This window comes from Serratia sp. C2(1), assembly GCF_036352655.1.
Lineage (GTDB): Bacteria > Pseudomonadota > Gammaproteobacteria > Enterobacterales > Enterobacteriaceae > Serratia > Serratia inhibens.
In genome coordinates this window covers 246101-266979 of the sequence record NZ_JAZFBA010000006.1, presented here as the reverse complement: position 1 = coordinate 266979, position 20879 = coordinate 246101, and the positions used below count along the sequence as shown (strand labels likewise).

At 57.0% G+C, this 20879-nt stretch carries 18 protein-coding genes and 2 tRNA genes; 16 read left to right on the top strand and 4 right to left on the bottom strand.

What is annotated here, in order from left to right; genetic code table 11:
* Positions 1–159: 159 nt before the first annotated feature.
* The 6 genes from V2S86_RS23865 (at position 160) to yjfF (ending at position 5185) form a co-directional block, all read left to right on the top strand.
* Positions 160–236: transfer RNA gene (locus tag V2S86_RS23865), tRNA-Asp, on the top strand.
* A gap of 53 nt (positions 237–289) precedes the next feature.
* Positions 290–365 (top strand) — tRNA-Trp (locus V2S86_RS23860).
* 317 nt (positions 366–682) lie between these two features.
* Positions 683–1639: a galactofuranose ABC transporter, galactofuranose-binding protein YtfQ gene (gene ytfQ, locus V2S86_RS23855; RefSeq protein WP_065506789.1), complete on the top strand. Its 957-nt coding sequence runs from the start codon at positions 683–685 to the stop codon at positions 1637–1639.
* A gap of 23 nt (positions 1640–1662) precedes the next feature.
* Positions 1663–3177 carry a galactofuranose ABC transporter, ATP-binding protein YtfR gene (ytfR, locus tag V2S86_RS23850; protein WP_330764417.1) on the top strand — a complete coding sequence of 505 codons (1515 nt, stop codon included), beginning with the start codon at positions 1663–1665 and terminating at the stop codon, positions 3175–3177.
* Entirely contained in the window at positions 3174–4196 is a 1023-nt protein-coding gene (gene ytfT, locus V2S86_RS23845; RefSeq protein WP_330764416.1) for a galactofuranose ABC transporter, ATP-binding protein YtfT, read from the top strand. The genes ytfR and ytfT overlap by 4 nt, the downstream gene beginning before the upstream one ends.
* Positions 4193–5185, top strand: coding sequence for a galactofuranose ABC transporter, permease protein YjfF (gene yjfF / locus V2S86_RS23840; RefSeq protein ID WP_202291894.1), 993 nt, complete (start codon positions 4193–4195; stop codon positions 5183–5185). Before ytfT ends, yjfF begins: the two co-directional genes overlap by 4 nt.
* Before the next feature lie 4 nt (positions 5186–5189).
* Here yjfF and hdfR read toward each other — a convergent pair whose 3' ends face one another.
* A complete protein-coding gene (hdfR, locus tag V2S86_RS23835) occupies positions 5190–6017 on the bottom strand; it encodes an HTH-type transcriptional regulator HdfR (protein WP_330764415.1) in 828 nt (275 codons plus the stop codon).
* A 119-nt stretch (positions 6018–6136) separates the two neighbouring features.
* Here hdfR and V2S86_RS23830 point away from each other — a divergent pair, with 119 nt between their 5' ends.
* The gene (locus V2S86_RS23830) at positions 6137–6475 is read left to right on the top strand and encodes a DUF413 domain-containing protein (RefSeq protein WP_065506784.1); all 339 of its coding nucleotides are present in this window, start codon (positions 6137–6139) and stop codon (positions 6473–6475) included.
* 27 nt (positions 6476–6502) lie between these two features.
* Here V2S86_RS23830 and V2S86_RS23825 read toward each other — a convergent pair whose 3' ends face one another.
* On the bottom strand, positions 6503–8026 hold the full coding sequence (locus V2S86_RS23825; protein WP_330764414.1) for a YifB family Mg chelatase-like AAA ATPase: 1524 nt from the start codon (positions 8024–8026) through the stop codon (positions 6503–6505).
* A gap of 343 nt (positions 8027–8369) precedes the next feature.
* On the opposite strand from V2S86_RS23825, the gene V2S86_RS23820 reads away from it, so the two are divergent.
* From V2S86_RS23820 to V2S86_RS23785, 8 genes are all read left to right on the top strand, one after another.
* The gene (locus tag V2S86_RS23820; RefSeq protein ID WP_330764413.1) at positions 8370–9602 is read left to right on the top strand and encodes an MFS transporter; all 1233 of its coding nucleotides are present in this window, start codon (positions 8370–8372) and stop codon (positions 9600–9602) included.
* A 133-nt stretch (positions 9603–9735) separates the two neighbouring features.
* Positions 9736–9834 (top strand): ilv operon leader peptide, encoded by a 99-nt coding sequence (ilvL, locus tag V2S86_RS23815; RefSeq protein WP_013814970.1) that lies wholly within the window; start codon positions 9736–9738, stop codon positions 9832–9834.
* A 142-nt stretch (positions 9835–9976) separates the two neighbouring features.
* Entirely contained in the window at positions 9977–11623 is a 1647-nt protein-coding gene (ilvG, locus tag V2S86_RS23810) for an acetolactate synthase 2 catalytic subunit (protein ID WP_330764412.1), read from the top strand.
* Entirely contained in the window at positions 11620–11877 is a 258-nt protein-coding gene (ilvM, locus tag V2S86_RS23805) for an acetolactate synthase 2 small subunit (RefSeq protein WP_065506780.1), read from the top strand. The genes ilvG and ilvM overlap by 4 nt, the downstream gene beginning before the upstream one ends.
* Before the next feature lie 22 nt (positions 11878–11899).
* Positions 11900–12826 (top strand): branched-chain-amino-acid transaminase, encoded by a 927-nt coding sequence (locus tag V2S86_RS23800; protein WP_311995132.1) that lies wholly within the window; start codon positions 11900–11902, stop codon positions 12824–12826.
* 139 nt (positions 12827–12965) lie between these two features.
* Complete coding sequence (gene ilvD, locus V2S86_RS23795) at positions 12966–14816, top strand: dihydroxy-acid dehydratase (protein WP_330764411.1); 1851 nt, start codon at positions 12966–12968, stop codon at positions 14814–14816.
* 5 nt (positions 14817–14821) lie between these two features.
* A complete protein-coding gene (ilvA, locus tag V2S86_RS23790; RefSeq protein WP_065506777.1) occupies positions 14822–16366 on the top strand; it encodes a threonine ammonia-lyase, biosynthetic in 1545 nt (514 codons plus the stop codon).
* 21 nt (positions 16367–16387) lie between these two features.
* Positions 16388–17089, top strand: coding sequence for a DUF2461 domain-containing protein (locus V2S86_RS23785; RefSeq protein WP_330764410.1), 702 nt, complete (start codon positions 16388–16390; stop codon positions 17087–17089).
* A gap of 126 nt (positions 17090–17215) precedes the next feature.
* Here V2S86_RS23785 and ilvY read toward each other — a convergent pair whose 3' ends face one another.
* The gene (gene ilvY / locus V2S86_RS23780; protein WP_065506876.1) at positions 17216–18097 is read right to left on the bottom strand and encodes an HTH-type transcriptional activator IlvY; all 882 of its coding nucleotides are present in this window, start codon (positions 18095–18097) and stop codon (positions 17216–17218) included.
* A 179-nt stretch (positions 18098–18276) separates the two neighbouring features.
* Between ilvY and ilvC the strand changes: the two genes are divergently transcribed.
* Complete coding sequence (gene ilvC, locus V2S86_RS23775; protein WP_330764409.1) at positions 18277–19752, top strand: ketol-acid reductoisomerase; 1476 nt, start codon at positions 18277–18279, stop codon at positions 19750–19752.
* A 118-nt stretch (positions 19753–19870) separates the two neighbouring features.
* On the opposite strand, the gene V2S86_RS23770 is transcribed toward ilvC, so the two are convergent.
* Positions 19871–20803 (bottom strand): sugar kinase, encoded by a 933-nt coding sequence (locus V2S86_RS23770; protein ID WP_330764408.1) that lies wholly within the window; start codon positions 20801–20803, stop codon positions 19871–19873.
* Positions 20804–20879 lie beyond the last annotated feature (76 nt).

Below are 20879 nucleotides of genomic sequence, written 5' to 3'. Positions count from 1 at the left end.
TGAAACGCCGTAGCGCCGATGGTAGTGTGGGGTCTCCCCATGCGAGAGTAGGACACTGCCAGGCATCAAATAAACGTTATCAGTATGACACCTGGTAATGAGCAGGATCGCCAAGCGCGGTTTTGCCGGCATCGAAAGGTGCAACGTAAAAGAATCGGTGGAGCGGTAGTTCAGTTGGTTAGAATACCTGCCTGTCACGCAGGGGGTCGCGGGTTCGAGCCCCGTCCGTTCCGCCACTTATTTAAATTATGCCTGCTAATTTTAGCAGGCATAATGTTAAGCGAGATTTAGGGGCGTAGCTCAGTTGGTAGAGCACCGGTCTCCAAAACCGGGTGTCGCGAGTTCGAGTCTCTCCGCCCCTGCCATATTAAAAACCCTTTGCGAAAGCGAAGGGTTTTTTTTGCTTTCTGCATTTCTATAATCCCCGTTACCCTTCTGAAAGATTGCCTAAAAACCCCTCTGAAATCGTTCCCAATTTAGACATTTTTAGCTGAATCCATGTACAAAATGGTTGTTCTGCCGCGATGTGATGCCGCGCATTATTCCTGCCTGATTTTCAGCTACACCTAATTAGCGCCCGACCCTTTAGGCGCCAACTTCACCAGAAAAATATGCAGCATATACAACAACGACAACCCCTGTCGGAGGGAGTCATATCCCTGTGCAAAGCGAGGAGAACAACATGGTTAAACGTCTGCTGTTAGCAGCCGCCATTACAGGCGCATTGATCGGAACGGCACAGGCAGCACCGCTGGTCGTCGGTTTTTCTCAGATTGGTTCTGAATCGGGCTGGCGCTCGGCGGAAACCAAGGTATCAAAACAAGAAGCGGAAAAGCGCGGAATTACGCTGAAAATCGCCGATGCGCAGCAAAAACAAGAGAATCAGATCAAAGCGGTAAGATCTTTTATTGCCCAGGGCGTTGACGCTATTTTCATTGCGCCGGTTGTTGCTACTGGCTGGACCCCGGTGCTGCAAGAGGCGAAAGAGGCCAAAATCCCGGTGTTCCTGCTCGACAGGATGATTGAGGTGAACGATCCCTCGCTGTATACCGCTGCAGTGGCATCGGACAGTGTGCATGAAGGTAAAGTCGCGGGAGAGTGGCTGGTAAAAGAGGTGGCCGGCAAGCCTTGTAACGTGGTGGAACTGCAAGGGACTGTGGGCTCAAGCGTTGCAATCAACCGTAAGAAAGGTTTTGCCGACGGTATCGCCAGCGCCGCCAACGTAAAAATCATTCGTTCGCAATCCGGCGATTTCACCCGCAGCAAGGGTAAAGAGGTGATGGAAAGCTTCATCAAGGCTGAGCAGAATGGCAAAAATATCTGCGCTGTTTATGCGCACAACGACGATATGGCGATAGGTGCCATTCAGGCGATTAAAGAAGCCGGCTTGAAACCAGGTTCACAAATCAAAATTGTCTCTATCGACGGTGTTCCCGATATTTTCAAAGCGATGATCAGCGGCGAGGCCAATGCGACAGTCGAGCTGACGCCGAATATGGCCGGCCCGGCGTTCGATGCGCTGTTGGCGATGAAGAAAGACGGCACGCAACCCGCGAAGTTTATTCAGACCGAATCGAAACTGCTGCAGCCTGATACCGCAAAACAGGAATTTGAGCTGAAGAAAAGCATGGGTTATTAATCCACTCACCGGCGGGACAAAAGATGGCCGCATCGCAGACCACGTTATTGGCGATTAAGGGATTATCCGTCGAGTTTCCTGGCGTAAAGGCGCTGGAGGAGGTTGATTTCACTCTACAGCGCGGAGAGATCATGGCGCTGTTGGGTGAAAATGGCGCGGGGAAATCCACGCTGATAAAAGCGCTGACCGGGGTTTATCAGCGTTCCGCCGGTGAAATCCTGCTGGAGGGCAAAGCCATTGCGCCGCAAAGCACCGCGCAGGCGCAGGTGTTGGGAATTGGTACGGTTTATCAGGAAGTTAACCTGCTGGCGAATATCTCGGTGGCTGCCAATTTGTTTATCGGCCGCGAACCGACCCGTTTCGGCCTGGTCGATCAAAAAAGCATGCAGCGAAGAGCCCGGCAACTTTTGCAGGGCTATGGGTTGCAGCTGGATGTCAGCCAGCCATTGGGCAATTATTCGATTGCGATCCAGCAGATTGTCGCCATCGCCCGGGCGGTCGATCTTTCAGCCAAAGTTCTGATCCTGGATGAACCCACTGCCAGCCTGGATGCTAAAGAAGTCACCATGCTGCTGGATATTCTCAGTCAGCTGCGATCGCAGGGGATAGGCATGATCTTTGTCACTCATTTCCTCGATCAGGTTTACCGCATCAGCGATCGCATTACCGTGCTGCGCAACGGTAAGTTGGTGGGCACCAAGCCTGCCAACGATTTGCCACGGCTGGAGTTGGTCCAGATGATGCTCGGTCACGCCTTTGACGAGTCGTTGCTCAAGCGGGGCGAGCATGCGCCGACGGATGCGTCTCCGCTGGTCGAATTTAACGGCTACGGGCGTCGCGGCATGGTTGAACCCTTCGATCTGAGAATAAGGCCGGGTGAGATTGTCGGATTGGCCGGTCTGCTCGGTTCGGGGCGCACCGAAACGGCCCAACTGATATTCGGCATCAAATCGCATGATAGCGGCAGTGCGAAAGTGGAGGGCCGCGCGGTGAATATTCGCACGCCGCGCAAAGCTGCCAGTCTCGGCTTCGGTTATTGCCCGGAGGATCGTAAAACCGACGGAATTATCGGTGCCGCGACGGTGCGAGAAAATATCATTCTTGCCCTTCAGGCTCAGCGTGGCTGGTTAAAGCCGCTTTCGCTACGAGAGCAAACCCGCATTGCCGAGAGTTTTATCCAATTGTTGGGTATTCGCACGCCGGGGCCGGAACAACAGATCCAATACCTGTCCGGGGGGAATCAGCAGAAGGTGCTGCTGTCGCGTTGGCTGGCAACCAAACCTCGCTTCCTGATCCTGGATGAACCGACGCGCGGGATTGACGTTGGTGCGCATGCTGAAATCATTCGGTTGATTGAAAGGCTGTGTGATGAAGGGTTAGCGCTACTGGTGATTTCTTCTGAACTGGAAGAGCTGGCGGGATATGCCGATCGCATCGTGGTATTGCGCGACAGAAAACACGTTACGCAGCTTGAGCATGCGGCTATTACGGTGCCTGCAATTATGCAGGCGATTGCTGTGCAACAGGGGGCAGGATGAATCACAGGAGCTTCTCCATGACCGGTGGACCACGCAAAGTCAAATGGGTATTCCCTGCCGGGGCGACGCAGTTGGGAGCGCTGGCGGCGATTTTGCTGATCGACAGCCTGGTCGCCCCGAATTTCTTTTCCATTCACATTCAGGATGGCCGTTTGTTTGGCAGCGTGATCGATATCGTTAACCGCGGTGCGCCGGTCGCCTTGCTTGCCTTGGGCATGACGCTGGTTATCGCCACCGGGGGTATCGATCTTTCCGTAGGGGCGGTGATGGCAATCGCCGGTGCTACGGCGGCAACGCTGACCAGCGCGGGCTATCCATTGGGTTACGTGCTGGCCGCCGCGCTGGCCGTGGGGGCGTTATGTGGCTTGTGGAACGGATTTCTGGTGGCGGTGTTGCAGATACAACCGATCGTCGCCACGCTGATGTTGATGGTAGCCGGTCGCGGTATTGCACAGCTGATCACCGAAGGGCAAATCGTCACTTTCGAACGCGAAGGTCTGGCGCAGTTGGGCAGCGGCGCGCTGATGTATTTGCCGATGCCGGCGATCATTGCCGCCGTGATGCTGTTGTTGATCTGGCTGCTGACGCGCAAAACCGCGCTGGGGCTGTTTATCGAGGCCGTGGGGATTAATCTGCGTTCGGCGCGCAATGCGGGGGTCAGCACGCGCTGGGTGGTCATGGCAGTCTATGTGATCTGCGGGCTGTGCGCCGCCGTAGCCGGGGTTATTGTTACGGCGGATATCCGTGGCGCGGATGCCAATAATGCCGGGCTGTGGCTGGAGCTGGATGCGATTTTAGCGGTGGTGATTGGCGGGGGATCCTTGCTGGGAGGGCGTTTTAACCTCCTTTTGTCAGTCATTGGGGCATTAATAATCCAGGGGATGAATACCGGTATTCTGCTGTCCGGCTATCGGCCGGAGTTCAATCTGGTGCTGAAGGCGATAGTGGTGCTGGCGGTGCTGATGGTTCAATCGCCGAGCGTGTCGTTGCACCGGCTGTTAAGGAGGCGGAAGCCATGATCAAACGTAATCTGTCATTGTTGATTACTCTCGTGGTCTTTCTTCTGGGCTACGGATTTTGTCTCACCCAGTTCCCCAGCTTTGCGTCAACGCGGGTGTGGTGCGATTTACTGACTGACAACGCGTTTCTCGGCATAGTGGCGGTAGGGATGACGTTTGTGATCCTTTCCGGCGGTATCGATCTGTCGGTTGGGTCAGTGATCGCCTTCACCGGTGTATTGTTGGCCAAACTGATCGGCGTTTACGGTATTGCGCCGGGTTATGCGTTCGTCATTGCTCTGTTGATGGGGGCCTCGTTTGGCGCTCTGATGGGCTGGATCATTGATGCGCTCAAGCTGCCGGCATTTATCATCACTCTGGCTGGGATGTTCTTCGTGCGCGGCATGAGTTTTATTCTTTCTGAAGAGTCGATACCCATTGATCATCCGCTGTATGCGACGCTGGCTAACTACGCCTGGAAACTGCCGGGAGGCGGCCGATTCACGCTGTTAGCGCTGGTGATGCTGTTGGTGGTGGTGGTCGGCATGGTGCTGGCACACCGCACGCGCTTCGGCCATAACGTCTATGCCATCGGCGGTAATCGGGTGTCTGCGGCATTGATGGGTGTACCGGTGCAGCGCACCACTGTGCTGATTTATATGCTTTCAGGCACGCTGGCGGCGCTGTCAGGGATTATTTTCTCGTTATACACCTCTGCAGGCTATGCGCTGGCAGCCAGCGGTGTAGAGCTGGATGCCATTGCCGCCGTGGTGATTGGCGGTACGTTGCTGACCGGTGGTGTCGGTACCGTGCTGGGCACGCTGTTTGGCGTGTTGATTCAGGGGTTGATTCAGAGCTATATCACCTTCGACGGTACGCTTAGCTCCTGGTGGACCAAAATTGTCATCGGTATCCTGCTGTTCTGCTTTATCGGCCTCCAGAAGGCGATGAGCGCGTTTTGGCTCAACAGACGAACCAAACCACGCCATCCGCGGTTGAAGCCGTTATAGCGTCTTAGGCTGCGGTGTTTAAAGGTATTTTCAGCAATTGCCGGATGAGTGGCTGCTGGTCGCTATTTTGCAGCCACACAGCATACAGCGGGCGGATAATCGCCGGGATCTCGGGGGCGGCGACCAACTGCGGGTAGTCCTTCTCCCACTGGCTGGGCAGGAAGGCGCAGCCGCCGGTGGTTTCCAGTAACTGGCGGGTCAGGTGCGCCGAGGTGGTGGTCAGCACCGGCAGATTATCACCTTCCAGCATGCGGCTTTCTTGCTGATGAAAGTCTGCTCCCCATTCCAGCTTGATATACGGCATCGGCGCATGCTGAACACGTAGGGTGGAAGAGAATAGCCGCAGCGAGAAATTTCCCAGCAGCTGGCTGGCCAGCTCATCCATCTTTGGCGGCTCGGTAGTGATGAGCAAATCGAGCTGTCGCTCATGCAGCTGTTTTACCAAAGAATGCCGTAGTGCAACCCTGGCTTCCAGTTGGAGCGCCTCACGTTGTTGATAGAGCGATTGCAACCACGGGGTTAGGTAGGCCTCCCACAAAGATGCGGTGGCGCCGATGGACAACTCGGTATGCTGCAGCGAACGCACCACCTCTTTTTTTGCCAACTGCCAGGTTGTCATCAAGCTCTCAGCATAGGGCAGGAGCCGCTCTCCGGCGGGCGTCAGGCGGATATTGTTACGGTGACGGGTGAATAAATTCGCGCCTAATTGGTTTTCTAACTGGCGGATGCGGAAACTGACCGCAGACTGCGTTAAGTACAAGGATTCCGCGGCTCGGCCAAAGTGACGCGTTCTACTGACCTCCAAAAAGGTTTTCAGTAATTCGGTATCCACACCTGTCTCCAGAAATTTTTATCGTTAAGATTTAAATGTTTTGTTTTACACAATGTCAAGCCTATCTAATACTCCGCGCCATAAACAGCACGGCCATGAGAGAATTAGGAGCGTGTCAGATGGCGGATAGCTTCACCACGACCAATCGTTTTTTTGATAATAAACATTATCCTCGCGGGTTCTCCCGTCACGGCGATTTCACCATTAAAGAAGCGCAATTGCTAGAGCGCTTCGGGTATGCGTTCAACGAGCTGGACGCAGGCAAACGTCAGCCGGCCACTGAAGAAGAACAGCTGTTCGTCGCAGTGTGCCACGGTGAGCGTGAGCCGGTAACCGACCAGGAAAAAGTATGGGCTAAATATCTGGCGCGTACACGTCGCCCGAAAAAATTCCATACCCTGTCCGGTGGCAAGCCGCAGGCTGATGCGGTGGAAGATTACACCGAAAGCGACGATTGATAACGATGGGGCCTTTAGGCCCCATTTCTATTCCAGGCTGCGGTGCAGCTGCAACAGCAAGCGGTCCATACAACGGTAACCAAGCGCTTCGCTCAGGTGGCGCTTATCAATATCCCGATCCCCTGCCAAATCCGCCAGCGTACGTGCCACTTTTAAAATTCGTTGCCAGGCGCGAACCGATAATCCCAACTTGTTTAACGTAGTTTCAAGAAAATCGGCGTCCGCTGCGCTAAGCGTACAATCCCGCTCGACTTCGGGATTACTCAACAGGGCGTTGATTTTCCCTGCCCGGCAGAGCTGCCTCTCACGCGCCTGCAATACCCGTTCCCGTACCTGAATGCTGCTTTCTCCGCCGGCGCGCTTTTTACTGAGAACGCCTGGCGGCAGCAACGGCACTTCAATCGATAAATCGAAACGATCGAGAAACGGCCCTGAAAGCCGCCCGAGATAGCGCAGGACTTGCTGCGGCGACGCACGGTTATGCATGCCTTGGTAGTGTCCTGTCGGGCTGGGATTCATTGCTGCGATCAACTGCACCCTGGCCGGGAAGCAGACCTTGGCGCTGGCGCGTGAAATGACGATCTCGCCAGATTCCAGCGGCTCACGCAGGGCATCCAGCACGCGCCGTTCGAATTCCGGCAATTCGTCCAGAAACAGTACGCCGTTGTGCGCCATGGAGATTTCACCCGGCCGCGGCAGTGAGCCACCGCCGACCAGCGCGACCATTGAGGCGCTGTGATGCGGTGCGCGAAATGGCCGCTGGCGCCATGGCAGCGTTTCAGCAGGGTGATGCAGCAGGCTGGCTACGGCCACGCTTTCCAGGGCCTCCCGGTCGGTCAGCGGCGGCAGCAGGCCATTGAGACGGCTGGCCAACATGGTTTTCCCGGTACCCGGAGGGCCGACCAGCAACAGGTTATGCCCCCCTGCGGCGGCGATCTCCAACGCACGCTTGGCCTGCTCCTGGCCCAGAATATCCTGCAGATCGGCAGGCTCCTGCCGGGTTTCGGCAGCGGCTGGGGCACTGGCCGCCGGTAAAACACCTTTGCCCAACAGAAAGGCGCACACGTCCAGCAGGTGTTCCGCCACCCGGGTTTCACTCTGCGCAATCAGGCCGACTTCCTTACCATTGGCCGCCGCGAGAATCAGTTGCCTTCCTGCATCCATCGCCGCCAGCGCGGCGGGTATCGCGCCGCTTACTCCTCGCAGAGCGCCGGAGAGCGCCAGCTCCCCGAGGAACTCGTAGCGCGCCAGCTGATCGGCCGGCAGTTGTTCGGAGGCGGCGAGGATCGCCAGGGCAATCGGTAGATCGTAACGGCCGCCCTCTTTGGGAAGATCGGCCGGTGCCAGATTGACGGTGATGCGTCGGGCGGGAAAGGTGAAACCGTTGTTGATCAACGCGCTGCGTACCCGATCGCGGGCTTCTTTCACTGTCGTTTCCGGCAGACCGACCATGGTCAGGCCGGGCAACCCGTTGCTGATATGCACTTCTACCGTCACCGAAGGGGCCTGAACGCCCATCGTTGCCCGGGTATAGATAACCGCCAGTGACATATTGCTCTCCTTGCTGAAGGCAACATGATGCGGGATTAGGGCCGCCGAGGCGCGGTAGCGTTAAGGGTTCTGCGCACAAAGCCGCAATGTAGATTTTTTATTTCAAAGGGTTAGCAATATTTTGCGAAGTACATCGCAAGGAGGGAGGCAATACCTCTTAACAATTACGCGAATGCTGCAACACATTAGCAGGCTAACTTTGTTGCGGCCGGAGGGGTAACGGGTGTATTTAACAATTGATTAAAATAAAAATCACTTCGTTAACAAACTCCGACCGCCGACGCGTTCCGCCACGGCAGCCGCTAAATCTCATGACTTCGTACTCTAGGGTAGGGATAACACTATGTTTGGTTGGACCCCGCAACAACGCAATGCGGCTATCGCCAGCTTTTCAAGCTGGACGCTTGATGCGTTCGATTTCTTCGTGCTGGTGTTTTTGCTCAGCGATATCGCGCAATCCTTCCATGTCGGCATGGAGGAGGTGACGCTGGCGATCCTGTTGACGCTGGCCGTTCGCCCGATCGGTGCGCTGATCTTTGGCCGCGCGGCGGAAAAATACGGCCGCAAACCGATTTTGATGCTGAATATCGTCTTTTTCTCGGTGTTTGAACTGCTGTCTGCTGCGGCGCCGTCGCTGACGGTCTTTTTGCTGCTACGGGTATTGTACGGCGTGGCGATGGGCGGGATCTGGGGCGTGGCGTCATCGCTGGCGATGGAAACCATCCCGGATCGTTCACGCGGTCTGATGTCGGGGATCTTCCAGGCTGGCTATCCGTTCGGGTATCTGTTGGCGGCGATAGTGTACGGCCTGCTGTTTGAGGTGGTGGGTTGGCGTGGCATGTTTGTGATCGGCGCAGCGCCGATTTTACTGCTGCCGTTTATTTATTATTGCGTACAGGAATCGCCGGTGTGGCTGGCGGCGCGTGAACGCAAGGAAAGCAGCGCGTTGCTGCCGGTGCTGAAGAGCCACTGGAAACTGTGCGGCTATCTGGTATTGCTGATGGCGGCATTCAATTTCTTCTCGCACGGCACTCAGGACATGTATCCGGTGTTCCTGAAAGTTCAGCACGGTTTCGATGCTAAAACCGTCAGTATCATCGCTATTAGCTACAATATCGCATCAATTATCGGTGGGGTTTTCTTCGGCGCGCTATCGGAAAAAATTGGCCGCAGGAAAGCGATTATCATCGCTGCGTTGCTGGCCTTGCCCGTGATCCCGCTGTGGGCGTTTTCCAGCGGTTCGCTGATGCTGGGGATTGGCGCGTTCTTGATGCAATTCATGGTGCAGGGGGCCTGGGGCGTGGTGCCTACTTATCTCACCGAACTGGTACCGGCCAACACTCGTGCGGTGTTGCCGGGATTCGTTTACCAGTTGGGCAATCTGATCGCTTCGGTGAACGCAACGCTGCAAGCGACGATTGCCGCCCACCACGGCCATAACTACGGGCTGGCGATGGCGATCATTGCCGGGACGGTGGCGATAACGATCGCATTGCTGGTGTTCTTCGGCAAGGATACGCGGGGCAAGGCAATCTCTGGCGAGGTGAACACCCCAAGCCTGCATGCTAACGTTTGAAATCGCGGTAGTTTGCGCGAGGTATGACCAGATTGCGTCGAATAATAACGCAAAAAAAGTGTTGTCATGCCGAGCGTGACTATGGTACCTCTGTAGGCATTAGTTCGAAACGAGCACAGTGAACAAACCTATTATGAAAGCCTTTGCCCAAGTGATTAGCCTAGTCGTGATTAGCGTGGTGGTGATTATTATCCCACCGTGCGGGGCTGCACTTGGACGAAGAAAGGCTTAGAAAACAAGCCGGAATCGCAAGAGAACCCCCGCACCGTAAGGTCCGGGGGTTTTTTATTGGCATAAGAAAAGTGGATTAAGGATAAGAGAATGAATAACAGAACAAAATCCCGCAGTTGTCGAAGTAAGGCGAGGAAATAACCATGAATGGGGCTCAGTGGGTAGTACAAGCGTTGCGTGCGCAGGGAGTTGATACGGTATTCGGCTATCCGGGTGGCGCAATCATGCCGGTTTACGATGCGCTGTATGACGGCGGGGTGGAACACCTGCTGTGCCGCCACGAGCAAGGTGCCGCAATGGCCGCTATCGGCTATGCCCGTTCGACCGGTAAAGTCGGCGTTTGTATCGCTACCTCCGGCCCTGGCGCCACCAATCTGATCACCGGCCTGGCGGATGCGCTGCTGGACTCTGTGCCGGTCGTGGCTATCACCGGTCAGGTAGGTTCTGCGCTGATCGGCACCGATGCCTTTCAGGAGATCGATGTTCTCGGCCTGTCTCTGGCCTGCACCAAACACAGCTTTCTGGTGGAATCACTGGACGCGCTGCCGGGCATCATGGCGGAAGCCTTCGCCATTGCCGGCAGTGGTCGCCCAGGCCCAGTGCTGATCGATATCCCGAAAGACATCCAGCTGGCACAGGGTGAGCTGCACCCGCACCTGATACCGGTAGTGGACGAGCTGAACTACCCGGCGGCAGAGCTGACGCAAGCCGCTGAACTGCTGGCGCAGGCGCACAAACCTATGCTGTACGTTGGCGGCGGAGTTGGCATGGCGCAGGCAGTGCCGGCGCTGCGCGAGTTTATCGCCGTGACCCAGATGCCAAGCGTGGCCACGTTGAAAGGGCTGGGCGCGCCAGACGCGGAACATGCCTATTATCTCGGCATGCTGGGCATGCACGGTACCAAGGCCGCCAATCTGGCGGTGCAGGAATGCGATTTGCTGATCGCCGTCGGCGCGCGTTTTGACGATCGCGTGACCGGCAAATTGAACGCGTTCGCGCCGCATGCCAAGGTGATTCATATGGATATCGACCCGGCGGAGATGAGCAAGCTGCGTCAGGCGCACGTGGCATTGCAGGGCGATTTGAAAGCTTTGCTGCCGGCTCTGCAACAGCCGCTGAATATCAGCGCCTGGCAGCGGCGGGTCGCTGAGCTGAAAGAAACCCATACCTGGCGTTACGATCACCCAGGCCAACCGATCTACGCGCCGTTGTTGTTGAAACAGTTGTCCGAGCGCAAACCGGCCAATACGGTGGTGACCACCGATGTGGGCCAGCACCAGATGTGGACCGCGCAGCACATGACCTTCGAACGTCCGGAAAACTTCATCACCTCCAGCGGTCTGGGCACTATGGGATTCGGCGTGCCGGCTGCGGTGGGGGCCCAAATGGCGCGGCCGCAGGACACGGTGATCTGCGTATCGGGCGACGGTTCCTTCATGATGAACGTGCAGGAGTTGGGTACCATAAAACGAAAACAGCTGCCGCTGAAAATCGTCTTACTGGATAACCAGCGTTTAGGCATGGTTCGACAGTGGCAGCAGCTGTTTTTTGATGGCCGTTACAGCGAAACCAACCTGTCCGATAACCCCGATTTCCTGATGTTGGCCAATGCCTTCGGTATCCCCGGCCAGCGCATTACCCGCAAAGACCAGGTGGCAGACGCCCTCGATGCCTTACTCAACAGCGAAGGGCCTTATCTGCTGCACGTGTCCATTGATGAACTCGAAAACGTCTGGCCGCTGGTGCCGCCGGGCGCCGGCAACGAAACCATGTTGGAGAAAATGTCATGATGCAGCATCAACTCTCAATCCAGGCCCGTTTCCGCCCTGAAATGTTAGAGCGCGTATTGCGCGTCGTGCGTCATCGCGGCTTTCAGGTTTGTGCTATGAATATGGTTTCAGCGGTGAATGCCGACAATATTAATATTGAATTGACCGTTGCCAGCCAGCGCCCGGTGGATCTACTGTCATCACAGTTAAGCAAACTGATGGACGTCTCCTGCGTTGAGATCCAGCAACCAACATCACAACAAATACGCGCCTGAGGCGCGAGAAGGATAAAGAACAATGACGAAGAAAGCCGATTACATTTGGTTCAATGGTGAGATGGTTCCCTGGGCTGACGCCAAAGTGCACGTGATGTCGCATGCGTTGCACTACGGCACTTCGGTGTTTGAAGGAGTCCGTTGCTACGACTCCCATAAAGGCCCGGTGGTATTCCGCCACCGCGAACATATGCAGCGTCTGCACGACTCGGCAAAGATTTATCGCATGCCGGTATCGCACAGCGTCGATGAGCTGATGGAGGCCTGCCGCGCCACGCTGCGTAAAAACAATTTGGTCAGCGCTTATATCCGTCCGCTGGTGTTTGTGGGCGACGTCGGCATGGGGGTTAACCCGCCGGCCGGTTACAAAACCGACGTGATTATCGCGGCGTTTCCTTGGGGCGCGTATCTGGGTGAAGAAGCGCTGGATCAAGGTATCGATGCGATGGTTTCTTCCTGGCAGCGCGTGGCGCCAAATACCATTCCAACGGCGGCCAAGGCCGGCGGTAACTACCTTTCCTCCCTGCTGGTGGGCAGCGAAGCGCGCCGCCACGGTTATCAGGAAGGGATTGCGCTTGACGTGCACGGTTATATTTCCGAAGGCGCGGGCGAGAACCTGTTCGAAGTGAAAGACGGCGTGCTGTTTACCCCGCCGTTCACCTCTTCCGCGCTGCCGGGCATCACCCGTGACGCCATTATCAAACTGGCGAAAGACATGGGCTTCGAAGTGCGCGAGCAGGTGTTGTCGCGCGAGTCGCTGTACCTGGCCGACGAAGTGTTCATGTCCGGCACCGCAGCGGAAATCACCCCGGTGCGCAGCGTTGACGGCATCCAGGTCGGTATCGGCAAGTGCGGCCCGATAACCAAACAAATTCAACAGGCGTTCTTTGGCCTGTTTACCGGCAAGACCGAAGACAAGTACGGCTGGTTGGACCCGGTAAACCAATAACGACTCTACCCGCCGCCTTTCAAACCGCAGCGTTGTTGGCTGCAGCTTGAAATCCATAGGGTAAAACGACAGACAGACAAGAATAAATACCCAGGCGGTTCGTTCGCCGCCTGTAATGAATACATTTGGAGTGAAGAGCATGCCTAAGTACCGTTCCGCCACCACCACCCACGGCCGCAATATGGCGGGTGCCCGCGCATTATGGCGCGCGACCGGGATGACCGACGACGATTTCGGCAAGCCGATTATTGCGGTGGTCAACTCATTTACCCAGTTCGTGCCGGGCCACGTGCACTTGCGCGATTTGGGCAAACTGGTTGCAGAGCAGATCGAAGCCTCCGGCGGCGTCGCCAAAGAATTCAACACCATTGCGGTGGATGACGGCATCGCCATGGGCCACGGCGGCATGCTCTATTCCCTGCCGTCGCGCGAACTGATCGCCGACTCGGTTGAATACATGGTGAATGCCCACTGCGCCGATGCGATGGTGTGTATCTCCAACTGCGACAAAATCACCCCGGGGATGCTGATGGCGTCACTGCGCCTCAATATTCCGGTGATTTTCGTTTCAGGCGGCCCAATGGAAGCCGGCAAGACCAAGCTGTCCGACAAGATAATCAAACTGGATCTGATCGATGCGATGATCCAGGGCGCCAACCCGAACGTCAGCGACGCCGACAGCGCGCAAATCGAACGCTCCGCCTGCCCGACCTGCGGCTCCTGTTCCGGCATGTTCACCGCCAACTCGATGAACTGCCTGACCGAAGCGCTGGGTCTGTCCCAACCGGGCAATGGCTCGCTGTTGGCGACCCACGCGGACCGTAAGGATCTGTTCCTCAACGCCGGCAAGCGCATCGTTGCCCTGACCAAACGTTACTACGAGCAGGACGACGAAAGCGCGCTGCCGCGCAGCATCGCCAACAAGGCGGCGTTCGAGAACGCCATGACGCTGGATATCGCCATGGGCGGCTCGACCAATACCGTACTTCACCTGTTGGCTGCGGCACAGGAAGGCGAGATTGATTTCACCATGGCGGATATCGATCGCCTGTCGCGCAAGGTGCCGCACCTGTGCAAAGTGGCGCCAAGCACCCAGAAATACCATATGGAAGACGTGCACCGCGCCGGCGGCGTACTGGCGATCCTCGGCGAATTGGACCGCGCGGGGCTGATGAATCGCGACGTCGATAACATCCTGGGTCTGAAGCTGTCGGAAACGCTGGAACAGTACGACATCATGCTGACCAAAGATGAAGCCGTGAAGAAAATGTTTCGCGCCGGCCCTGCGGGCATCCGCACCACTCAGGCGTTCTCGCAGGATTGCCGCTGGGATACGCTGGACGACGACCGCGCAGAGGGCTGTATCCGCTCGCTGGAAAACGCGTTCAGCCTGGAAGGCGGATTGGCCGTGCTGTACGGCAACATGGCACTCGACGGCAGCATCGTTAAAACCGCCGGCGTCGACAAAGATAACCTGACCTTCCGTGGCCCGGCGAAAGTCTACGAAAGCCAGGATACGGCGGTGGAAGCGATCCTCGGCGGTAAAGTGGTTGCCGGCGACGTGGTGGTCATCCGCTACGAAGGGCCAAAAGGCGGGCCGGGCATGCAGGAAATGCTGTATCCGACGACCTACCTGAAATCCATGGGGCTGGGCAAAGCTTGTGCGCTGATCACCGATGGGCGCTTCTCCGGCGGCACCTCGGGCCTGTCTATCGGCCACGTTTCTCCGGAGGCGGGCAGCGGCGGCCTGATTGCCCTGATCGAAGATGGCGACATGATCGACATCGACATTCCAAAACGCAGCATGGTGTTGGACGTTGCAGACAGCGAACTGGCGGCACGCCGCGAGGTTGAGCTGGCGCGCGGCGATCGCGCCTGGACACCGAAGAATCGCGAGCGTCAGGTTTCCTACGCCCTGCGTGCCTACGCCACCCTGGCGACCAGCGCCGACAAAGGCGCAGTGCGCGACAAGAGCAAGCTGGGAGGCTAAGCATCATGGCGGTATCACAACCCCTATCCGACGCCCCCGGCGGCGCGGAGTATTTGCGAGCGGTGCTCCGCTCGCCGGTTTACGAGGTGGCTCAGGTCACCCCGTTACAGGCCATGAGTAAAATCTCTTCGCGACTGGGTAATACCATTCTGGTGAAGCGTGAAGATCGTCAGCCGGTGCACAGTTTCAAGCTGCGCGGGGCCTATGCGATGATCGCCAGCCTGAACGAAGAACAAAAGGCGCGCGGCGTGGTGACGGCTTCCGCCGGTAACCATGCGCAGGGCGTAGCCTACTCCGGCAAACGGCTGGGGATCAAAACGCTGATCGTGATGCCGGTTTCCACCGCGGACATCAAAGTGGATGCGGTGCGCGGTTTCGGCGGCGAAGTGCTGCTGCATGGCGCCAACTTCGATGAAGCCAAGGCGCGGGCGATTGAGCTGTCGCAGAAACAGGGCATGACCTTCGTACCGCCGTTCGATCATCCCACGGTGATTGCCGGGCAGGGCACGTTGGCGATGGAGTTGCTGCAGCAGGACGCGCATCTTGACCGGGTGTTCGTGCCGGTTGGCGGTGGCGGTCTGGCGGCCGGCGTGGCGGTGCTGATCAAGCAACTGATGCCGCAAATCAAAGTGATCGGCGTGGAGGCGGAGGACTCCGCCTGCCTGCGGGCGGCGCTGGATGCCGGACATCCGGTGGATCTGGCGCGCGTCGGGCTGTTTGCCGAAGGCGTGGCGGTGAAACGCATCGGTGACGAAACCTTCCGCCTGTGCCGGGAATACCTGGACGACGTGATCACCGTCGACAGCGATGCCATCTGTGCGGCGGTCAAAGACTTGTTCGAAGACGTGCGCGCCATTGCCGAGCCATCCGGCGCGCTGGCGCTGGCGGGGTTGAAAAAGTACGTGCAGCAGCACAATATTCAGGGCGAGCGCCTGGCGCACGTTCTGTCCGGTGCCAACCTGAACTTCCACGGATTGCGTTACGTGTCCGAACGTTGCGAATTGGGCGAACAGCGTGAAGCGCTGCTGGCGGTGACCATTCCAGAGCAGAAAGGCAGTTTCCTGAAGTTCTGCCAACTGCTGGGTGGGCGCTCGGTGACCGAATTCAACTACCGCTATGCCGATGCGGATAATGCCTGCATTTTCGTCGGTGTTCGCCTGACGCGCGGCCATGCCGAACGGCTGGAAATCATCGATGAACTCAACGCCGACGGTTATCAGGTGGTGGATCTGTCCGATGACGAAATGGCCAAGCTGCATGTGCGCTACATGGTGGGCGGGCGTCCTTCGAAGCCACTGCGCGAACGCCTGTACAGCTTTGAATTCCCTGAGTCGCCGGGCGCGCTGCTGAAGTTCCTGCAAACCTTGGGCACCCACTGGAATATCTCGCTGTTCCATTATCGCAGCCACGGCACCGATTTTGGCCGCGTATTGGCGGGCTTCGAGCTGTCGCAGACCGAACCCGAGTTTGAGCAACACTTGCAGGCGTTGGGCTACGATTGCCACGATGAAACCGATAACCCGGCGTTCCGCTTTTTCTTGCAGGGTTAAGGGAACCGACAAGGACGACGTATGACAGACAGTTTCACCGGTTTCAGCCAGCAGGGCCTGAATTTTCTGCAACAGGTGCGTATCGAGAACGACAAAGACTGGTTTGAGGCCAATCGTGGCGTTTACGAGCGGGAGCTGCTGACGCCGTTTCGTACGCTGGTGGCCGAGCTTAGCCCGGTCATGCTGGCGATCGATCCGCAGTTTGAAACCCGGCCGGCGATCGGTAAAACGTTGTCGCGTATCCATCGCGACACGCGTTTTTCTCATGACAAATCGCGTTATCGCAGCCGCATGTGGCTGACGTTCAAACGACCAAGCAAAGACTGGAAGGACGCGCCGGTATACTTCTTCGAACTGGGTCCGGATATGCTGCGCTATGGGCTGGGTTATTACAGCGCCAACAAGCCGACGATGGATTTGTTCCGCCATACGCTGCAGCGCCGGCCACAGCCGTTTTTAGAGGTAGCGGCCTGCTGCCGGCCACCGTTCGAGCTGGTAGGGGAAAGCTACAAGCGCCCGCTGGTGAAAGAGCAGGGGGCGGAGATCGCCACCTGGTACAACCGCAAATCTTTCGCGGTGATGGCCAGCGACAGCCAGGTAGAAAAGCTGTTCAGCGCCGATCTGGTGCAGACGCTGACGCAGGGTTTCCAACAGCTTGAGCCGCTGTATCACTGGTTGATGCAGGTGGAAACGATGAAGCAAATCGATCCGGCTGATTTATGAATACCCGCCGTCTTTCAAGTTGCAGCGTTGTTACCTGCAACTTGAAATCCATAGGGTATTTTTATCTTGGCATTCCACTCGTTCACGTTTGAACGCAGGGGTTTCGTTTTAAAGATTTTCGCCCGTTTATAGCAGGTGCCAAAAAGCCTCGATCAGCGGATCGCCGAGGCGTTTTTTCTGTACGCAAACGCCCAGCTCAAACGGCTCGACCATCGAAATATTTTCCAGCTGCGAGATGCGGTTACGCACCGGTTCCGGGCTGTTGTCTACCACCACGCCGGGGATCAGCGCAATGCCGCAGCCCAGCGCTACCATCGAGACAATGGCCTCGTGACCGCCGACGGTGGCGTAAATCAGCGGATTGGCGATGCGTTGGCGGCGGAACCACAGTTCGATGCGTTTTCGCGACGGGCCGTGCTCAGGCAGGATAAACGGAATGGTGGCCCAGTCGGGTTTCTCGGCAAACGCCTGGCTGCGGACCGCGCAGGGGAGCGCCGGCGCAATCAGTACCAGCGGGATTTCGCCGATTTTAGTGAACGCCACGCTGGTGGGCAGGGTTTCTGGTCGGCCGGCAATGCCGAGGTCGGCTTCGTTGGACTGCACCTTATCGACCGCGTCGGCGGCGTCGCCGGTGGTCAGCTTGATTTCCACCAAGGGATGTTGCGCCCGGAACCTGTCGAGGATCGGCGGCAGGTGGCTGTAGGCGGCGGTAACCGAGCAAAACAGCCGCAATTCGCCGCTTAGCGAAGGGCCGTGCTGGCCGAGAGAATGCTTCAGCTGCTGGTATTGCAACAGTGTATGCTGGGCAAACTCTTTCAGCTGTTCACCGGCATCGGTGAGCTGCACGGTGCGGTTATCGCGTAAAAACAGCGGTTGCCCGAGGATCTCCTCCAGCCGTTGGATCTGGCGGGAAAGCGTCGACGGGCTGACGTGCATCGCCTTGGCGGTACGGCCAAAATGCTGGCTTTCCGCCAGATGGAGGAACAGTTTTAAATCACGTAAATCCATATCGATACGCTCGCAGCAAGAGTGTTGCATAAATTGCAATATCACATTCGTAATATATCAATTTAAGCAACGCGTTTCCTGTTATACATTGAGTTTAACGAATCTCCGCACAGACAGGGCGGGGAATGAAAATAACATCGATAAGCTAAATCGACACAACATCTAACTGGAGCTCTACCATGGCTAACTATTTCAACACATTGAACCTGCGTCAGCAGTTGGCGCAATTGGGTAAATGCCGCTTTATGGCGCGCGACGAATTTGCGGATGAAGCCGGCTACCTGAAAGGCAAAAAAGTGGTGATCGTCGGCTGTGGCGCACAGGGCCTGAACCAGGGGCTGAACATGCGCGACTCGGGCCTGGACGTTGCCTATGCCCTGCGTAAAGAAGCTATCGACGAGAAACGTCCTTCATGGCGTAAAGCGACCGAGAACGGCTTCAAAGTCGGTACCTACGAAGATCTGATCCCGCAGGCGGACCTGGTGGTTAACCTGACGCCGGACAAACAGCACACCGCAGTGGTTCGCGCAGTGCAGCCGCTGATGAAAGACGGCGCGGCGCTGGGCTACTCTCACGGCTTCAACATCGTTGAAGTGGGCGAGCAGGTACGTAAAGACATCACCGTAGTGATGGTAGCGCCAAAATGCCCGGGTACCGAAGTGCGCGAAGAATACAAACGCGGTTTCGGCGTGCCGACCCTGATTGCGGTTCACCCGGAAAACGACCCGAAAGGCGAAGGCATGGCGATCGCCAAGGCCTGGGCAGCCGCGACCGGCGGCCACCGTGCCGGTGTGCTGGAGTCTTCCTTCGTTGCCGAAGTGAAATCCGACCTGATGGGCGAGCAAACCATTCTGTGCGGCATGCTGCAGGCGGGATCGCTGCTGTGCTTCGACAAACTGGTTGCTGAAGGCACCGAGCCGGCTTACGCAGAAAAACTGATTCAGTTCGGTTGGGAAACCATCACTGAAGCGCTGAAGCAGGGCGGCATCACCCTGATGATGGATCGCCTGTCCAACCCGGCCAAGCTGCGCGCTTATGCGCTGTCCGAGCAACTGAAAGAGATCATGGCGCCGCTGTTCCAGAAACACATGGACGACATCATCTCCGGCGCTTTCTCCAGCGGCATGATGGCCGACTGGGCAGAAGACGACGTAAAACTGCTGAACTGGCGCGAAGAGACCGGCAAATCGGCATTCGAGAATGCGCCTCAGTTCGAAGGCAAAATCAGCGAGCAGGAATACTTTGATAACGGCGTGTTGATGGTCGCTATGGTGAAAGCAGGCGTTGAGCTGGCGTTCGAAACCATGGTTGACGCAGGCATCATCGAAGAATCCGCTTACTACGAATCACTGCACGAGCTGCCGCTGATCGCCAACACCATCGCGCGTAAGCGTCTGTATGAAATGAACGTGGTTATCTCCGATACCGCTGAATACGGCAACTACCTGTTCGCTAACGCCGCAGTGCCGTTGCTGAAAGAGTTTATGACAACTCTGCAGGCCGGTGATTTGGGTAAATCCGTAGCCGGTACTTCGGTAGACAACGCGCAACTGCGTGACGTGAACGAAGCGGTGCGCAATCACCCAATCGAAACCGTTGGCCGCAAACTGCGTGGTTATATGACGGATATGAAACGTATCGCGGTGGCAGGCTAAATACCCGTCGTCTTCCAAGCTGGAGCGTTGTTATTCCAGCAACTAAGGGCTTAGCATATTAAGCCCACTAAAAAGGCCAGCATCGTTGCTGGCCTTTCGCATTTTTGGCGTTCAGGCATTACTGCGGCATTGCCTCACGCGGGATGATGGCTCCACGATATTGGATCACCGTGCCGGCAGTCAGATGGCCGCGCTGTGCCGCCTGTGCCGCATCGCCACCGGTTAAACGTACCGCCAGGTAACCGGCACTGAAGGAATCCCCTGCGGCGGTGGTATCTACCACCTTCTCTTTCGGCAACTGTATCGCCGGGATCTCAAGCTCGGTGCCTTCGGCGCTGAATACCAGGCAGGCCTCTGCGCCGCGTTTGATCACAATCTCCGTCACGCCCAATGCCTGTGTGCGACTGACCACCTGTTCCACCGGCTGGTTGCCCCACAGCAAGTCTTCATCGTCCAGCGTCAGGAAGGCGATGTCGGTACAGGCCAGCACATCGCGATAAACCTGTTGAGTTTCCTCGCGGTTCTGCCACAGGCGCGGCCGATAGTTATTATCGAAAATCACTTTCCCGCCGTTGGCGCGGCACTGGCGCAGCAATGCCAGCAATCGGGTGCGACTGGCCGGATTGAGAATGGCCACGCTGATGCCGCTGAGGTACAGGTAATCGAATTGGGCCAGATGTTCGCACAGGCTCTCCGCCTGCGGTCCTTCCAGCCAGTAACGTGCGGCGGCGTCGTTGCGCCAGTAATAGAAGGTGCGTTCACCCGTGTCATCGGTTTCGATCACGTACAGCCCCGGCAGCTTGTTCTCCAGCCGTTGGATCAGATCGGTTTTAACCTTTTCCTGTTGCCAGGCCTGCAGCATTTCCCGGCTGAAGCTGTCGGTGCCGAGGGCGGTGACATAATGCACCTGCAGCGCGGTTTCCGGTACTTGCCGGGCAATGTAGACGGCGGTGTTTAAGGTATCGCCGCCAAAGCCGCGGCTGAGATCCGCGCCTTTCTGCGACAGCTCAATCATGCATTCGCCGATCACGGCAAGTTTCTGGGTGGTCATAGTCAACGGCCCTGGCTGAAAGAAGAAAACAAAGGGGTGCGCAATGCCTCCAGTCTCAACGCAAGGGCGGGGGGGA

Bases quoted from the DNA above. Each gene is read 5' to 3' on its own strand.
- V2S86_RS23785 (WP_330764410.1), top strand. From the start codon at position 16,388: ATGACAGACAGTTTCACCGGTTTCAGCCAGCAGGGCCTGAATTTTCTG.
- ilvM (WP_065506780.1), top strand. From the start codon at position 11,620: ATGATGCAGCATCAACTCTCAATCCAGGCCCGTTTCCGCCCTGAAATG.
- ytfR (WP_330764417.1), top strand. From the start codon at position 1,663: ATGGCCGCATCGCAGACCACGTTATTGGCGATTAAGGGATTATCCGTC.
- ilvD (WP_330764411.1), top strand. From the start codon at position 12,966: ATGCCTAAGTACCGTTCCGCCACCACCACCCACGGCCGCAATATGGCG.
- V2S86_RS23800 (WP_311995132.1), top strand. From the start codon at position 11,900: ATGACGAAGAAAGCCGATTACATTTGGTTCAATGGTGAGATGGTTCCC.
- ytfQ (WP_065506789.1), top strand. From the start codon at position 683: ATGGTTAAACGTCTGCTGTTAGCAGCCGCCATTACAGGCGCATTGATC.
- yjfF (WP_202291894.1), top strand. From the start codon at position 4,193: ATGATCAAACGTAATCTGTCATTGTTGATTACTCTCGTGGTCTTTCTT.
- ilvC (WP_330764409.1), top strand. From the start codon at position 18,277: ATGGCTAACTATTTCAACACATTGAACCTGCGTCAGCAGTTGGCGCAA.
- V2S86_RS23825 (WP_330764414.1), bottom strand. From the start codon at position 8,026: ATGTCACTGGCGGTTATCTATACCCGGGCAACGATGGGCGTTCAGGCC.
- ilvL (WP_013814970.1), top strand. From the start codon at position 9,736: ATGAAAGCCTTTGCCCAAGTGATTAGCCTAGTCGTGATTAGCGTGGTG.
- ilvY (WP_065506876.1), bottom strand. From the start codon at position 18,097: ATGGATTTACGTGATTTAAAACTGTTCCTCCATCTGGCGGAAAGCCAG.
- ilvA (WP_065506777.1), top strand. From the start codon at position 14,822: ATGGCGGTATCACAACCCCTATCCGACGCCCCCGGCGGCGCGGAGTAT.
- V2S86_RS23830 (WP_065506784.1), top strand. From the start codon at position 6,137: ATGGCGGATAGCTTCACCACGACCAATCGTTTTTTTGATAATAAACAT.
- V2S86_RS23770 (WP_330764408.1), bottom strand. From the start codon at position 20,803: ATGACCACCCAGAAACTTGCCGTGATCGGCGAATGCATGATTGAGCTG.
- V2S86_RS23820 (WP_330764413.1), top strand. From the start codon at position 8,370: ATGTTTGGTTGGACCCCGCAACAACGCAATGCGGCTATCGCCAGCTTT.
- ilvG (WP_330764412.1), top strand. From the start codon at position 9,977: ATGAATGGGGCTCAGTGGGTAGTACAAGCGTTGCGTGCGCAGGGAGTT.
- ytfT (WP_330764416.1), top strand. From the start codon at position 3,174: ATGAATCACAGGAGCTTCTCCATGACCGGTGGACCACGCAAAGTCAAA.